Genomic DNA, 17,162 nt, shown 5'->3' on the forward strand with positions numbered 1-17,162 from the left:
AGTCAAATCCCCTCCCGTGTCAAAACTCCTACCCTCTTGCAAATGGAAGCCGTGGAGTGTGGAGCGGCGGCTTTAGGAATTATTTTGGCGTACTACCGTAAAATTGTCCCCTTAGCCGAACTGCGCCAAAGTTGCGGCATTTCCCGTGATGGTAGCAAAGCTTCTAATATGATTAAAGCTGCCAGAAACTATGGAATGCAGGCTAAAGGTTTTAAAAAGCAGTTGGAGCAATTAAAAACACTCCGTCCGCCATATATTGTCTTTTGGAATTTCAATCATTTTTTAGTAGTTGAGGGATTTAAAAAAAATTGGGTTTACCTGAATGACCCAGCCACAGGGCCAAGACGAGTTTCCTATCAAGAATTTGATGAAGCTTATACAGGGGTTGTCCTGGTCATGGAACCAGGAACAGAATTTCAACGCGGCGGTCGTAAACCTAGCTTAATTGGCTCTTTGGTAGATAGATTACAGAGTTCTTGGGGGGCTATTCTCTATTGTTTACTTGCGGGATTTTTCCTAGTTATTCCGGGTTTAGTTTTACCAGTATTTAACCAGATTTTTGTTGATCAAGTTCTTGTAGAAAACCGTACAGATTGGTTGCGTCCACTCATTTTGGGCATGGGCATCACTGTATTTATTCAGGGATGGCTAACATTTTTGCAAAGACGGTTTTTAAGAAAATTAAATATTAAGTTATCAGTGGAAATGTCCAGCCAATTTATCCACCATATTTTGCGCTTGCCAGTAGGATTTTATGCTCAAAGATTTGCCGGAGAAATCAGCAGTCGGATTAATATTAATACCAAAGTTGCAGAAGTGCTATCAGGTCAATTAGCGAGGACTGTAATTGATACGGTCATGGTAGTATTTTATGCCATAGTGATGTTTGCTTATGATGGGGTATTAACGGCTATTAGTGTGTGTTTTGTGGCAATTAATATCCTGGCATTACAGTGGGTTTCACGGCAACGCACAGATATGTATATGCGAACTATACAAGACCGGGGTAAAGTCGCAGGGACAGAAATTGCTGCACTCCAAAGTATGGAAACCCTCAAAGCCTCAGCTTTGGAGTCAGATTTCTTCTCACGCTGGTCTGGTTACTATACAAAATTGATTAATGGTCAGCAGGAACTAGGGATTACCAATCAAGTATTAGGGGTTTTACCGCCATTTTTGACTAGTTTAAGTTCACTATCAATTTTAGCGATCGGTGGACTGCGGGTCATGGATGGATATCTCAGCATTGGGATGTTAGTTGCTTTCCAAAGTTTAATGACTAGCTTTTTAACTCCGGTCAACTCTCTAGTTAATTTTGGCAGTACCCTACAAGAATTAGAGGGTGATTTGACTCGTTTGGATGATGTGTTGCGAAACCCGACTGATCCAGAATTGGACAGTCAAGATACAGATATTCAGCCAGTACAGTATGCTTCACCCTGTCAACTCCGGGGATACGTAGAATTTAAAAATGTCACATTTGGCTATTCGCGCACAGATGAGCCACTAATTAAAGACCTGAGTTTTCAGCTAAAACCAGGAGAAAGAGTTGCTTTAGTTGGTGGTAGCGGTTCAGGTAAATCAACAGTTGCTAAATTGTTAGCCGGACTTTACCAACCTTGGTCGGGGGTAATTCTGTTTGATGGTATTCCCAGAGAGAAAATCCCCAGGTCAGTCATGTCTAATTCTCTGGCGATCGTAGAACAGGAGATTTTTTTATATGCTGGTACTGTCAGGGAAAATTTAACATTATGGGACGATACTGTACCCAATTCGCAATTAATCCGGGCTTGTAAAGATGCTGCCATTCACGAAGCCATTTTAGCTTTACCTGGGGGCTATGATAGCCACTTGCTTGAGGGTGCAGCTAATTTAAGCGGAGGACAACGTCAGCGTTTGGAAATTGCTCGTGCATTAGTCAATGATCCGACAATTTTAGTCATGGATGAAGCGACCAGTGCTTTAGATGCAGAGACAGAAAAAATTATTGACCGAAATCTACGCTATCGGGGATGTTCTTGCATTATTGTGGCTCACCGTTTAAGTACCATCCGCGACTGTAATGAAATCATTGTTCTAGAAAAAGGTCAGGTAATACAGCGAGGTAATCATCAACAGATGTCACAGATAGATAGCCCTTATGCAAAATTAATTCAATTGGAGCAAACTAGTAGTTCACCAACCCAAAATTGCTAGGCTAAGGCAAGCAGGGGGAGCAGGGGGAGAAAGAGATTTTTTTTGCTGCTATTAACCTTACAAAGTTCTCTTGGCAGACTACTAGTGGGTAATTTGGCACGTTTATAGCCACAGAAAAAATTTAAGTAGAACGACTTGAAAAACCAAACTATGTAAAGTAATGTAAAAAGATTGGAATCTAGTTCGTAGTAAGGACTTCAGTCCTTATCAGAGGACTAAAGTCCTCTCTACGAGACGCTGCGCGTAGCTTGCTTCCCCGGAGGGGTACACTACAAACCTTGGATTATTTACACCGTTCTACTTAATAGCAAAGTAAAAGTATAAATTAGCTATTAATAAAGCCAACTCTTAATACAATATCGTTATAGTCAAAGTCACTAGCAGAGCCAAGTAAATCTTCAAACCCAAACAAATTATTACCTAAATTAACAATGTGAGACTGTCCATCTTGGTTTGCTGTGCCGAAAGAGAAAAACACGTGCGATGCACCACTTAACCCTTCGCCTAAATTGCCATTTGCTACAATAAATGGTGCAAAAAAAGCACCCCCAGTTAAACTACTGGACACCACATTACTAGAGCGATCGCTTACAGTCAAATCAACACCAACACGGCGCGAATTTAACGCATCTTTGATGTATTGTTGGCGATTAAAATTACTCGCGCCTGGTGTATTATCGTTAATTGTGCCATCAGCATCATCTACCAAATAGAAACCGACTAAGTTATCATATAAAGCTTCTCGATGCAGAGTGCATTGAACGTCAACTGTCCCTGTAGCTGAACGTAGGTCTAAAAGAGCATTGTTATTTTCTGTATTGATACCAAATTTGAGTGCGTCGGTAGTAGCTTCAACTTCTAAGATGCTTTGATCAGACCATTGCAAGCCAAATAATGCAGAGAAGATAGATTCAGGGTTTTGAAAATCAGTAATTGTCAAATCTGAATTTGTGTTATTACCCCATAATATTAATTGACTAGATTTCCCAAAATTCTTGATTTGGTAAAACAGGTATTTAGCACCGCCATTTAAAATCAATTCGCGGTCAGAATCACCACCCAAAGCATCTGGTAAAGTGGAGAAAATAATTTGTTTACGCGACATGACGGCTGCTTCATAACCTGCATCACCGGGCTGTAAGTCACCTATATGGCCTGCACTATCATCTACCTCAATGCAGCCATACTCGTACACACTATTTTGAGCATTAGCACGAGACTTTAACTTAAACCGGAAAGTTTGTTGGAATCCTGTGTTTGCATGAATTGATAAGACATTATTTTCAATTGATAAGACATTGTTTTCAATTGGTAAGACATTATTGTCGTTGGGGCTAGCAGTTACAGGAATGGTGAGAATTAATTGACCACCTTCAGCGTGTCTACCATTGAGAACATCCGTCGAATTTGCTGGATTGACAACTGTATGGGCTTGGACATTAAATAGATATGTACCAAAACCAGAAACAAGGCTTTTACCAACTTCAATAATCCCAGAAGATTCCCATTGACCCTTAATATCTGGATTGTTGAACTGGCTACCAGCAGCATTTTCATCGAGGTAAAATAACGGGACAATTTCTTTAGTTTTGGGATTAAAAGACCAAATTGCCGCCTCTCGGTTTTCAGCCTTGAGCAAGTCGCCACCAAAAGCGGTTTCGTCCTCCATGATGAGAACGTTACCATATCTGTCTACAACAATGTTGTCATAACTGGTTCCCTTTCCAGGCCCCCCAGTCAGCAACAATTCAAAATTATTGATTGTGCCTGTGGGGTCGTCAGGATTTAAGGTAAAGCTATAGAGTCTACCATAGGGGTTTTCTGCTAAGTCGGGAGTGGCTACATCAGAGCCAGTAGGATTTCCTGGTGGTTTCTTGGTTCCGGTGGTGACAAAGTAAAAAGTTCCTGGGTTGTTGGGGTCTTCTGCGAAATCTTCAATACGCTGGAAGTTAGTTGAATTACCTCCTGCATTCACAAAAGCAGTCAAATCTGTACCAGTAGTTTTTGGTGTACTATCAGAATTAAAGACTGCTGATTTATCAATCTTTGTCCATTGGGCTGTGGTTTTGCCAGTTACTTGTCCTTCATAGTCTACATTATCAACCTTCAGGACGTACAAATCACCATTTTGGAAGCCATTGGGGTCATCTGGAGTCTGGTTCCCCACCCACATATAAAGTTCACCGTCAGCATTATCTTCTGTGGCAAACAGTACAGTTTTATCAGAGTTGGTAGCCCGATATTGGGAAGCAGCAACTACATTTTCTTTAGCATAGCGACCTAAACCATCTAGTGCTGTGGCTGTACCGTCTGGTGTAACAGCCCAACCCCGACTGGTGTTATTACTTTCTTCTGGTGCAAAATAAATAGGAACTTCTTGACCGTTGCTGTCCACAAAACCTTTATCAGCCAGAAAAGCAGAACAAAAGCGACCGAAAGCAGCAAGAGGATTACCCTCGTTAATGTATGCACCCGTAAAAGTATTTAGCGTGTAAGAGCCTGTAGTATCTACTGCTTGGTCAATAAGATTTTTACCGCCCAGAACGTTCCAGTTTTCGTCAAATACAAACAGGGAAACTCTCGCACCGACGATTTGATTTGTACCAGCCGTTGTGGAAATACTTGTGGTAGTGCCACTTCCTAGTTCATGGTTTACCCAGACGTAATTATATGTTTTGCCTGCGATCTCTACTTGTGTCGAGCCTAATCCATCTGGGATGCCGGTAAAGGCAAATTTTTGAGCAGCATCAAAAGTTGGGGCAGAAGAACTACTAAAGGTACTTATTAATAAAGGTACTTCATCGCCTACTGTCAACAAAGGAACAATTTTGTAAGGTGATTTGTCAGCAAGGCTCACGTAAGCAGAAGCAGTGGTTTTGCCGTTTTCAATAGCCATATTTCAAAATGCTTATACTTAGTTAGAAATTTCACCACTATTAAAGCAACATAAAATTTTATCTGCCTAAGTAATTTCACGATATATTCGATTTTGTGAATTGAAAGAAAAGATGTCTGAAAATTCAAGTAAAAGCTTACCGAATCCATTCATCTACCACTACAAAGATTTTTGTAATTAGTGTTGATAATTATTGGCAACCGAAATAAACAGTCAACTGTCAAAAATCAACTATCAACATCCCTACTACCAAAAAAAATCGTAACAATAGAAGGCGATCGCTATAAACTCTAACTCAGATGACAGTTACTCATAACTTACCCGACGGGCCAAAACTCCCTTATTTCATACGGTTGTTTAAATTCATTACTCAACCAACTGGGTATTTAGAAGATTTTACCCGTGTTTATGGTGATAATTTCACCATTTGGAGACAGAATAAAGAAAATCAAATAGTCTATTTCAGTCACCCCCAAGCTTTAGAGCAGATTTTCACGGCTGATGGTAAATACTTTCAGAGTGGGGGAGGGGGCGGTATTTTAAAAGTTTTGTTGGGTGATAATTCTCTGATTTTACTAGATGGCGATCGCCACCAGCGTCAACGGCAATTACTCACCCCGCCTTTTCATGGCGAAAGAATGCGGGCTTACGGTCAAGCCATCCAAGAAATCACGCAACAAGTGAGCAGTGAATGGGAAATTGGCAAACCCTTCAATATTCGCCACTCCATGCAGGAAATTACCATGCGCGTGATTTTGCGGGTAGTTTTTGGCGTGGATGAGGGAGAAATGTACCAAAAATTGCGGGAGTTGCTCACTTCTGTTTTAGATTTAATGGGTTCTGCTGTGTTTTCTACAGCCCTGTTTTTCAACTTCATGCAAAAAGATTTAGGCGCGTGGAGTCCTTGGGGGCGAGTGCTGCGCCTCATTCAACAAATTGACCAGTTAATTTATGCGTTAATTGCCCAGCGTCGGACGGAATTAGGGGAAAATCGCCAAGATATCCTGAGTTTATTAATCTCGGCTCGTTATGAAGATGGTCAGCCGATGTCAGATGCTGAATTACGTGATGAATTAATGACAATGCTAGTTGCAGGACATGAAACCACTGCGTCTGCATTAACTTGGGCATTTTATTGGCTTGACCAATTACCGGATGTGCGTAAAAAATTATTACAGGAATTAGCTACCCTTGATGTTAACTCAGAACCGAGTCACATTGCCCGTCTACCTTACTTAACAGCCGTTAGCCAAGAAACTTTAAGAATATATCCCATTGTTTTGGCAGGGTTTTTAAGAATAGTCAAATCGCCAATAGAGATTATGGGTTATCAACTACCCAAAGGAACATTAGTAGTCCCCAGTATTTATTTAGCCCATCACCGCGAATCAGTATATCCGCAGTCTCAAAAATTCCAACCAGAAAGATTTTTACAAAGGCAATTTTCCCCTTACGAGTATCTACCGTTTGGGGGCGGGAATCGTCGGTGTATAGGTTTGGCTTTTGCTCAGTATGAAATGAAAATTGTTTTGGCGACAGTTTTAGCTCAATATCAAGTTTCTCTAGTGAATAAACGTCCTGTGCGTCCTGTGCGCCGTGGTTTAACATTAGCCGCACCAGCCGGAATGCGAATGGTTGCAACACCGCAATTAATTTCCGTAAATACATCTGTAATAGTGTAAACACCGTAGTTTGACGATCGCTCTAGGCGAATGATGGCAATTGCTTCTACCCTTAAAATAAGAGCCTGTTTGATGGCGAGCATGAACTGCGTAAACCAGCACAGATGAAAAATTCCTCACCTCACCGCCCCCGATTTTTCCGCTTCTCCATCAGCAGAAGCAGAAAATCTCTGTTACTAACTTTGAGTTGGATATTGCTGTCAATTGGTACGTCAATTCTGATTATTCTCACACAACCAATAGCACCAGCCCCCGCCCAAACGCCAAATACTGAAAATACCACCCCAGCCAACTCAGAGACATCATCGGACGAAACACTCCGGGATACACTCAGGCGATCGCGTCAATCTCCAGATACTCCCCCACCTGATCCAGCAGAAATCGCTCGGTTACTCAAACTCCAAGAAGCAGACAAACTATATTTAGCAGGTAAAGTTGCCGAGGCGCAAAAGCTTTACCGCGAAGCCAAAGCACCGTTTAATAAAGACAGTGAAGCCTCTGTTGAACTCAAACCAGCCATCACCGACCCCGCCCTACTTTCACCCGCAGGTAGGGTATACTGGCGTGAGGCACAAGACGGTATCGCTAAAAAGCTGCAAACCAAAGCTCTAGTACCTCTACAATTATTAGTTGAGCAGAATCCCGAATTTATTCCTGGTCATATCAGCTACGCTGAGGTTTTAACTCAATACGATCGCACCAAGGAAGCATTAGATGTTTTAGAACGAGGTTCTTCTCTGTACCCTGACCAACCAGAATTAATTAAAGCTAGGGTGACAGCCTTAGCCAATGCAAAGAAATGGATGGAAGCATCCATCGCCGCCCGTCAATTTGCCATTCTTTACCCCCAAAATCCCCAAGCGTCGGAATTTAACGAACTAGCGGAAACCAATCTCAAACGTTACAAATCTCACATTCGCTCAGAAATTCGAGGTAATGTGATTAGTAATGTGATTACTGGTGCATTAGGTTACGCCGTTACGGGTAGTTTATTGGGGCCATTTTCCGCCCTTGATTCGACGATTTTGCTGTTACAGGGGGAAGGCTCTGTGGGGGAATCGGTGGCGAAACAGGCGAAAAAGCAGCTACCTTTAGTCATCGATGAGCCGACATTAGCATATGTCAATGATATTGGGCAGAAATTAGCCAAAATTGCGGGTAGAAAAGAATTTAAATATGAGTTTTTCGTCATTCCTGAAGAAGACCTCAACGCCTTTGCGCTCCCTGGAGGGAAAGTATTTATTAATGCAGGTGCGATCGCTAAAACTAACTCCGAAGCTGAACTAGCCGGATTAATCGGACATGAATTATCTCACGTAGTTTTATCCCACGGCTTTCAACTAGTTACCCAAGGTAATCTCATTTCCAACGTTACCCAATATTTACCTTTTGGCGGCACCATCGGACAACTATTTGCCTTAACTTACAGTCGTGACATGGAACGACAAGCCGATATTCTCGGTACACGCTTAATAGTTGCTAGCGGTTATGCGGCTGATGGCTTGCGTAACCTAATGGTGACATTAGACAAACAAAAGAAATTCAGCGTTCCTACTTGGTTATCCTCCCACCCAGGCGGAAACGAACGAGTTAGTTATCTAGAAAACATGATTACTCGCAATAGCTACAACCGCTACGCTTTTGAAGGTGTAGAACGTCACACAGAAATTAAAGCCAGGGTGAAGAAACTGCTCAAAGAGAGAAAAGAACAAGCAGAAAAAAAGCAACCAACTGATGAATCAAAAGACAAAATTTTGCGTCAATAAAGATATTAGACCAATTCGCAATTCGCAATGGACTAGCGTCCCGCTACGCTAACGCAATTCGCAATTCGCAATTTTTAACAGTGAATAGTGATAACTGTTATTAGTTTCCTATTCTGTGTCCACTGGAGGAGCATTTTATGTTGTCAAAAAGCTGGAAGTTAGCCTGTTTGGGTGGTTTGGGTTTGTCTTTGTTGTTAGGTAACGGTGTGGCATTAGCTCAGTATGATACATCTAGTGATGTAACCGTACCAACTGTACCTTCAGGTTCATCCACACCCACAACCACCCCTAATACAAACACTCCTTATCCCACAGATACCACCGCCACCAATACACCTAATGCTGTCGGTGGCGCAAGATTTTTCTGCCAACAATATAACGGTCAATACACCGTCATGTACCAGCCAGAAAGTCAACCAGGACAATACTTTCCTTGGGCTGCGCCTGGTACTTTAGGGGGTGGTTGGAATCCCCAAGCACGTTGTCAAACTATTGCTACCCGCCTAGAATCATACCGCCCAGATGGACTGCAAGAACTCCAGATTAGTAGGGAAAATAACGAAAATATCGTTTGTGTCACCACCGAAGCCAATTCTAGATGTCGAATTGTGCTAACAGTACCTCGCAACAAAGACCCCTACACAGTCCGCAATAGTATTTTCCAAAACCTCACTTCTGCTGATAGCGGTCAACAAACCACAGCAGTTAACACCTATACTAGTCGTGGTGGAGATGAACTATATAATATAGGTCGTACCTTACTAGGTAGCGGAAATCAAGTCACTTCCTTAAGAAGTGGAATTAATCTCAAACCTTACCTCGATGTGAAAGACGGCGGAACAGGTACAAACCTAAGAAACGGCGTAGCCATTCGTCGTCCATCTCAAACAGGCGTTCGCTTAAATCCCAACAAATTCCGTTAAGGATAAAACAGGGTAAAGGTAAAAAGTCAAAAGGCAAAAGAAAAAGCAACTATTGATAGGTGAAGACTGTTCACATCAGATAAAAATAGTCATGAAACTATGTATTGAAAGCATTTTTTCATGACTTTTTAATTTTTGCCTAAATGTTGTTTCAAATCGCGGATAGCTGCGCTGGTGTTACGTTCATAAGCCATCTGTACACAACGAGCAATCACACTCTCTAAGTCAAAATCGGGAAAATAGCGGCTGTAAGTTTGCAATTGATATTCTGTACCTTGTAATTGATAAATTAATAGTTGCTGTTTTTTGAAAAACCAAACTTCAGGAACTTTAAAAGGAAGATAATCCTGTATATCAGAATAACTGGTGACATCAATTTCAATCACTAAATCGGGTGGTGGATCTTGTCCCCAGTCAATGCGTTTTTTACCTGATACCGCTTCCCAGTTGTCAATATAAAAGCAATAATCTGGCTCAATTCCGCTTTCTTGGGGTAAGCTCATAGTGACAGGGGTAAACGCATCATATTCTTGTCCACCGTGGTCTAAAAGTGTTTTAACAATATCAGCTAGTAGATTAGCATCTCGGCCATGCACTGGTAATGGCGACATCAGCAATACTTCTCCATTGCGATATTTGAGGCGCGGGATTGAACCATCTCCCCGTTGTTCACACAAACGCTGATATTCTTCCCAAGTCGCAGGTAAGCGCACCACAGAACCAGGAGGTAATTGAGTTTTTTCTGGGGAAACGAGAGCAAACATGACTGATATTTCCTTTGACAGTCGCTTCCCTTCATGATATCGGCTAAAGTCTGGCGAAAAAATGAGCGCGTCGGGACTATTTACAAATGAATAACTTTAACCATTTGCTAGCAATTTCTTAATCTAGTTGGGATAGGTTGAAATTTAGCAATCCGAATAAATACTGAATTAAGGTATATCGCTGTTTTTTGGCGATCGCCTTAATTTTCTGTGAGGGTTGAGCGATCGCCTTTTATGTAAACATACACCTTTAATTACCTAAAAGCATGACACTTACACTTCAAACCCTCTTCACTTCGGATGTTAGAGGTGGTATTTGTGCTGTCGTTAGTAGCCCAGATTCTTCGCCATCCCATGAATTAATGCAGATATCTCACGTTCCTGTACTCATCATGAATTCTGTCAAATCAAGCCCTAGATGAAAAATTAAACGCTGTCGTAAATCTTCCTAAATTTGGCAATTATTGATACTATGACTAACCCAACAATTCGCTTTTCTCAATTTAATGCGTCTCTCAACCGTAATGCTGAAGGTCAGTTAGTGAGTGATTTATCTACTCCTAATAATGCTCAAGCCAAGGCTGTAGCGGAAATTATTCAGCGCAATAATCCAGATGTGCTGTTGATTAATGAATTCGACTATGTAGCAGCAAATCCTTTACAACCAGCCCAATTATTTCAGCAGAATTATCTCAGCGTCAGTCAAAACGGTGCAACTCCAGTTGAGTATCCCTACGTTTATATTGCACCTTCTAATACAGGAATCGCTTCAGGCTTTGACTTAGATAATAGTGGCTCAGTTGGTGGTGGAAATGATGCCTTTGGTTTTGGCAATTTCCCCGGACAGTTTGGAATGCTGCTGTTATCAAAATATCCCATTGATACTGCAAATATACGCACCTTCCAAAATTTTTTGTGGAAGGATATGCCAGGAAATCTGTTAACTAATGACCCGACTGTAGATAATCCTAATACTGCCGTAAACGAAAATCTCAACGGCTTCTATTCACCAGAAGAAATTAATATACTTCGTCTTTCTTCTAAGAGTCATTGGGACGTACCGATTCAGGTGAATGGTGAAACAATTCATGTATTGGTGAGTCATCCCACACCCCCAGTTTTCGATACTACAGAAGACCGCAACGGTAAGCGCAACCACGATGAAATTCGCTTTTGGGCAGATTATATAACTCCAGGTCAAGGTAATTATATTTACGATGATGCGGGGAATACAGGCGGTTTAGCGGCTGGTTCAAGTTTTGTGATTATGGGTGATCAAAATGCTGACCCTTACGACGGGGACAGCTACGATAACGCCGTTCTCCAACTGTTGCAAAATCCCAATATCAATACTAATTCCATTCCCACTAGTCTCGGCGCACCCCAGCAAGCGGCTTTACAAGGTGGTGCAAATGCAAATCATCAAGGAAATCCGTATTTTGACACAGCTGATTTTCCTGATGGGAGTCCTGGTAACTTGCGCGCAGATTATGTTCTACCCTCTACAGATTTGCAGATTAGCAACTCAGGGGTGTTTTGGCCTTTGAATAGCGACCCAACATTTGCACCTGTAGGTACTTTCCCCTTTCCCAGTTCTGACCACCGTTTGGTGTATGTGGATGTAGAATTAGGCGCGACACCAGCAGGTAACACTGTCCCTGAAGCGGAGTTTGTAGAACAAGCAACCTTTCCTACAGGTTTTATTCCCGCAGGTACGGCTGGGATAGTTAATGGTGTACCAACTCAGGTAGGTGGTTTGTCTGGTGTTACTTACGATGCGGTCAATAATGTTTATTATGCAATTTCAGACGATCGCTCGCAAATTGCCCCAGCCCGTTTTTATACTTTTACTAACGACGGTGAAATTGAGTTTACCAATGTCACCACTCTTAAAGACATTAACGGTAATACCTTCCCCTTAAATAGCCTCGACCCTGAAGGAATCGCCTTAACGAAAAATGGGACTGTATTTATCTCCTCTGAAGGGGAAGCAAATCCTAATGCTGGTCGTGTGAGTAACCCCTGGATTAAAGAATTTGACTTAACGACAGGTCAGGAATTACGCTCATTATCCGTACCTGTGAAGTTTTTACCAGTCGTCCAAGATACTAACAGTGATGGGATTGTCAATACAGGTGATACGCAGACATTAGGGGTAAGAAATAACCTAGCTTTTGAAAGTCTCACCATCTCCCCAGACCAGAAAACCTTATACACAGCCACCGAAAACGCTCTATTTCAAGATGGTGCGAGGGCTTCTCTAGCTAGTGGTAGCCGTTCTCGCATTCTGCAATATAACTTAGTCAGTGGTCAACCAGAAAAAGAATATCTCTATATTACAGATGCGATCGCAGATGTTCCTAACCCCTCCACAGGATTTGCAGATAACGGTTTAGTAGATTTATTAGCCATTGATAATCGCGGTACGCTTTTGGCTGTAGAACGTTCCTTTGCTCAAGGTGTCGGTAATACCATCAAAATCTATGAGGTATCTTTGCAAGGGGCGACGGATATCAGCACTCTTGACTCTTTAGCTAATCTCACAGAAGCAGAATTAACAGCCCTGAGACCCGCTAGCAAGCGTTTGGTGTTGAATTTGAACGACCTTGATTTACCGACAGGTACAGATAACATCGAAGGGATTACTTTCGGCCCCAAATTAGCTGATGGTCGTCAATCAATTGTGTTGGTGAGTGATAACAACTTTAACTCAACTCAATTTACCCAAATTCTTACCTTGAGTGCAGAGGTAATTCCCACAGTTACCCCGACTGTAGAAACTCGCCCCGACTTATTTGATGATGATGATGGCAGTATCCCAGAAGTTGACCAGAACGCGGATGCTGATGACCCTGCAATTTACGTTAATGCTAACGACCCCTCAGCCAGTCTAGTGTTAACCGTGGTGAAAAACGCAGGTTTGCGGGTTTATGACTTGTCGGGAAATCTCCTGCAAACCTTTAACCCTGGGGATATCCGCTACAACAACATAGATTTGCAGTATGGGTTTAACTTGGGTGGTGAATCTATCGATATCGCCGTAGCGAGCGATCGCAATAACGACAAGCTGGTAATCTTTAAAATTAACCCCAACCCCAGCACCCCTGGCGAATATCTCGAAGACATCACCGATAGCAGTATTGGGACTCTCTTCCAAGGCGCGCCTTTTGAGCCTCCCTACTCTTCAGATGAACGCAGTGCTTACGGTGTAGCTTTATATCGCAGTCCTGTAACTAACGATTACTACGCCTTTGTCAACCGTCGGGAAACTGGCGATGTCGCCCAATTTAAACTCATCGACCAAGGTAACGGTAAAATTGGCGCGGAACTAGTGCGAGAGTTCACCATCCCCACCGAGTCAGGAATTGACCCCCAAACCGAGGGAATGGTTGCTGACCAGGAAATGGGTTATCTCTACATCGGTCAAGAAAATGTGGGGATTTGGAAATTTGACGCTGAACCCAACGGCCGCAATACCGGTAAACTCATCGATAAAGTCAAAGATTTGGGCGGTTCTTACCTCACCGACGATGTGGAAGGCTTGACTATTTACTACGGACAGAATGGTCAAGGTTACTTGCTGGTATCTAGTCAAGGTGACAATACTTTTGCAGTCTACAACCGTGGCGGTGATAACGAATATTTGGGTAGGTTCGCTGTCGGAAATAATGGCTCAATTGACAGCGTACAAGAATCTGACGGTGCAGATGTGGTCAACGTCCCACTAGGGCCGAATTTCCCCTATGGTTTATTCGTCACTCAAGACGGTTCTAACGACCCCGCAAGACTGGTAGAAGATGACGGCGAACTCGAAAACGTCAACACCAACTTTAAATTTGTTCCTTGGGAAAATATCGCCCAAGCCTTTACCAACTCCTTAATTATTGACACCGAAAGTTACAATCCCCGTAATCCTCAAGCCATGATTCCCCCAAAATTAACACTCAAAGGTTTTGCTGTCCTTCCTGCTGATAGCTTTGCAGAAGGGCCACCATCCGGTAATTTCATCACAGGTAATACCAACGGTAGACCTATTCCATTTGCTAGCCAACCCATCCAAGGCTTTAGCGCAGTCCAAGTAGCTGATGATAATTCCTACTGGTTCTTATCTGACAATGGTTTTGGGAGTAAAGCCAATAGTGCAGATTACCTGCTGCGGATTCATCGCTTAGACCCCAGTTTCCAAGGTACAGAAAACGGTGACAAATCCGTCAATGTCTTAAGTTTCATTCAACTATCTGACCCAGATCAGAAAATACCCTTCCAGATTGTTAATGAAAATACTAGCGATCGTCTCCTCACTGGTGCAGACTTCGATATTGAATCATTAACGATCGCCGCCGATGGTACACTCTGGGTTGGTGATGAGTTTGGCCCCTACCTACTGCACTTCGATGCTACAGGTAAATTATTAGATGCACCCATCCCCACACCCAACATTACCAATCTCAAGACTCTGACTGGCGAAGCACCGTTAGTAATTGGACACCGAGGCGCAAGCGGTGAACGCCCAGAACATACCTTAGAATCCTACAAGTTAGCAATTGAACGCGGTGCGGATTTCATCGAACCCGACATAGTGACCACCAAAGATGGCGTATTAATCGCCCGTCACGAACCGAATTTAATTAACACTACCAACGTTGCAGACTTACCACAGTTTGCAGACCGCCGCAAAACAAAAGTTGTCGATGGGTTTGCGGAAGAAGGTTTCTTTGCAGAAGACTTCACCCTAGCGGAAATCAAGACTCTGCGCGCCAGAATTCAGCCAAGTTTCCGTGACCAATCTTTTAACGATTTGTATGAAATTCCAACTCTCGATGAAATTATCGCGTTGGTAAAACAGGTAGAAGCTGATACAGGTAAAAAAATCGGCATCTATCCCGAAACTAAACACCCGACCTACTTTTTACAGCAAGGCTACGACATCAGCCAGACATTAATTGATACTCTGGTAGCTAATAATTTCACTGACCCATCCCGGATATTTATCCAATCCTTTGAGGTGGGTAATCTCAAAGCCTTGAATAATGTCATTATGCCTGCGGCTGGGGTTGACATACCTTTAGTGCAGTTATTGGACGCATCTGATGTTAATTTAGATGGTTCATTGCAAGAGGTTCGCCCTTATGATTTTGTAGTTAGTGGTGATACCCGCACCTACGGCGATTTACGGTCAGCCGTAGGTTTAGCGGAAATTGCTACCTACGCCGATGGGATTGGCCCTTGGAAGCGGATGATTAGATCCGTCAAGGGTGTTGATGCTAATGGTGATGATAAAGCAGATGATGTTAACGGGGATGGTACAGTTAACGACGCAGATAAAACCCTGACTGCACCTACAACCTTGATTCAAGATGCACACGCAGCAGGCTTATTTGTCCATGCTTACACCTTCCGTAATGAAGGCCGTTATTTAGCAGCAGACTACAACAACAACCCCGAAGCCGAGTACAGAGATTTCATTCAGTTGGGTGTTGATGGCTACTTCACAGACTTTCCAGGTACAGGCGATCGCATCCGTGATTTGTTAGCAGGTGATTTTGTGCGATCGCCTGATCACCCCGATTTCCTCACTGAACCCTCTAATCCTAACCTGTCTCGCTCCCGTGGCTTTGAAGGGATGGCTATCAGCTTAGATAAACAAACCCTATATCCCATGTTGGAAGGAACGGTGACTGGTGATCCTGCTAATTCCTTGCGGATTTACGAATTTGACGTTGCATCCAAGCAATATCAAGGTTTAGTCGGCTACTACTACCTAGAAAACCCCAGCCACGCCATTGGGGATATTACCGTTATCAACGAGAATGAGTTTCTAGTCATTGAGCGTGATAACGGTCAAGGTGCGACGGCACAATTTAAGAAGTTATTCAAAGTTGACTTCTCGAAGAAAGACGCGAATGGTTTTGTCAGCAAGGAAGAAATTGGTGATTTACTCAATATTGCCGACCCCAATGATTTAAACGGCGATGGTAACACCAAATTTACCTTTCCCTTCCAAACTATCGAGTCTGTAGTGGTGCTGGATGAAAAAACCATACTCCTGGCTAACGATAATAACTATCCCTTCTCTATCGGTCGTCCACCAGGGATTGATAATAACGAATTCATCATTCTGGAACTAGACCAACCCCTCAATATACCCACCCCTGTAATTAGTACCACTGCTACTTCAGCAACCGTTACTGAAGGTAATTCGACACCAGGAGTTTTCCGCATCTCGCGTGTAGGTAATACCAGCCAATCGCTGACAGTGGAATACACTGTAGAAGGTACTGCTAGCAATGGTAGTGATTACAACAACCTCACAGGCACAGCCACCATCGCCGCCGGACAAACCTACGTTGATATTGCCATTACCCCTGTTGATGATGCTTTAGTGGAAACAACAGAAACCCTAATTCTCAATATCACTGATGGCAGTAATTATGATTTAGGTGCTAACGCCTCTGCAACCGTCACCATCTTTGATAACGATTTCAATAACATCAACGGTAACGGTAAACGTGACCCCATCATTGGAACTGATGCCAATGACCGAATTGTTGGTGGTATTGGTCGCAAAACTATTACTACAGGCGGAGGTTACGACGAGTTAGTTTACACCAGCCTCCGACAAATGGGTCATACCATCACCGATTTTGAAGTAGGTAAAGACAAGATTGTGCTGACACAATTACTAGATAGCATCATCCGTGGTGGTTATCAGGGAACTAATGCGATCGCAGATGGTTATGTGCGTCTAGTCCAAGGTAGCACTCCTAACACCACTTTCCTGCAAGTAGATAACGGCGGACTTCCCGGACGTGGTGTTCTCAGTCCATTCCTAGTATTGGAAAACGTCACCCCAGCAGCGATGGCTAATCCTGATAACTTTGTGTTTTAGGGATTGGGGGAGAAGGCAGGGGGGCAGGGTGCAGGGTGCAGGGGGG

The 17,162-nt window shown here is 42.9% G+C and carries 7 protein-coding genes; 5 read left to right on the forward strand and 2 right to left on the reverse strand.

The features are described 5' to 3' along the window. Positions 1-42 precede the first annotated feature (42 nt). Positions 43-2,196: an NHLP family bacteriocin export ABC transporter peptidase/permease/ATPase subunit gene (locus tag ACQFX9_RS26755; RefSeq protein ID WP_427163013.1), complete on the forward strand. Its 2,154-nt coding sequence runs from the start codon at positions 43-45 to the stop codon at positions 2,194-2,196. Between the two features lie 325 nt (positions 2,197-2,521). On the opposite strand, the gene ACQFX9_RS26760 is transcribed toward ACQFX9_RS26755, so the two are convergent. Next, positions 2,522-5,092 (reverse strand): alkaline phosphatase PhoX, encoded by a 2,571-nt coding sequence (locus ACQFX9_RS26760; RefSeq protein WP_427159581.1) that lies wholly within the window; start codon positions 5,090-5,092, stop codon positions 2,522-2,524. Positions 5,093-5,391: 299 nt separating this feature from the next. Here ACQFX9_RS26760 and ACQFX9_RS26765 point away from each other — a divergent pair, with 299 nt between their 5' ends. The 3 genes from ACQFX9_RS26765 (at position 5,392) to ACQFX9_RS26775 (ending at position 9,463) form a co-directional block, all read left to right on the forward strand. Further along, a complete protein-coding gene (locus ACQFX9_RS26765; RefSeq protein WP_427159582.1) occupies positions 5,392-6,774 on the forward strand; it encodes a cytochrome P450 in 1,383 nt (460 codons plus the stop codon). Between the two features lie 149 nt (positions 6,775-6,923). After that, positions 6,924-8,540: a M48 family metalloprotease gene (locus tag ACQFX9_RS26770; protein ID WP_427163014.1), complete on the forward strand. Its 1,617-nt coding sequence runs from the start codon at positions 6,924-6,926 to the stop codon at positions 8,538-8,540. A gap of 137 nt (positions 8,541-8,677) precedes the next feature. Next, positions 8,678-9,463, forward strand: a complete 786-nt coding sequence (locus ACQFX9_RS26775; protein ID WP_427159583.1) for a COP23 domain-containing protein — start codon at positions 8,678-8,680, stop codon at positions 9,461-9,463. 128 nt (positions 9,464-9,591) lie between these two features. Here the strand turns inward: ACQFX9_RS26775 and ACQFX9_RS26780 are convergent, their stop codons facing one another. Then, positions 9,592-10,227 (reverse strand): Uma2 family endonuclease, encoded by a 636-nt coding sequence (locus ACQFX9_RS26780; RefSeq protein WP_427159584.1) that lies wholly within the window; start codon positions 10,225-10,227, stop codon positions 9,592-9,594. Between the two features lie 472 nt (positions 10,228-10,699). On the opposite strand from ACQFX9_RS26780, the gene ACQFX9_RS26785 reads away from it, so the two are divergent. Further along, entirely contained in the window at positions 10,700-17,116 is a 6,417-nt protein-coding gene (locus ACQFX9_RS26785; RefSeq protein WP_427159585.1) for a phytase, read from the forward strand. The last annotated feature ends 46 nt before the right edge of the window (positions 17,117-17,162 follow it).

Source organism: Aliinostoc sp. HNIBRCY26, from assembly GCF_050235535.1.
Classification (GTDB): domain Bacteria; phylum Cyanobacteriota; class Cyanobacteriia; order Cyanobacteriales; family Nostocaceae; genus Trichormus.

Excerpts from the sequence above, each read along its gene's own strand:
- ACQFX9_RS26755 (WP_427163013.1), top strand. The coding sequence starts at position 43 with ATGGAAGCCGTGGAGTGTGGAGCGGCGGCTTTAGGAATTATTTTGGCG.
- ACQFX9_RS26760 (WP_427159581.1), bottom strand. The coding sequence starts at position 5,092 with ATGGCTATTGAAAACGGCAAAACCACTGCTTCTGCTTACGTGAGCCTT.
- ACQFX9_RS26765 (WP_427159582.1), top strand. The coding sequence starts at position 5,392 with ATGACAGTTACTCATAACTTACCCGACGGGCCAAAACTCCCTTATTTC.
- ACQFX9_RS26775 (WP_427159583.1), top strand. The coding sequence starts at position 8,678 with ATGTTGTCAAAAAGCTGGAAGTTAGCCTGTTTGGGTGGTTTGGGTTTG.
- ACQFX9_RS26780 (WP_427159584.1), bottom strand. The coding sequence starts at position 10,227 with ATGTTTGCTCTCGTTTCCCCAGAAAAAACTCAATTACCTCCTGGTTCT.
- ACQFX9_RS26785 (WP_427159585.1), top strand. The coding sequence starts at position 10,700 with ATGACTAACCCAACAATTCGCTTTTCTCAATTTAATGCGTCTCTCAAC.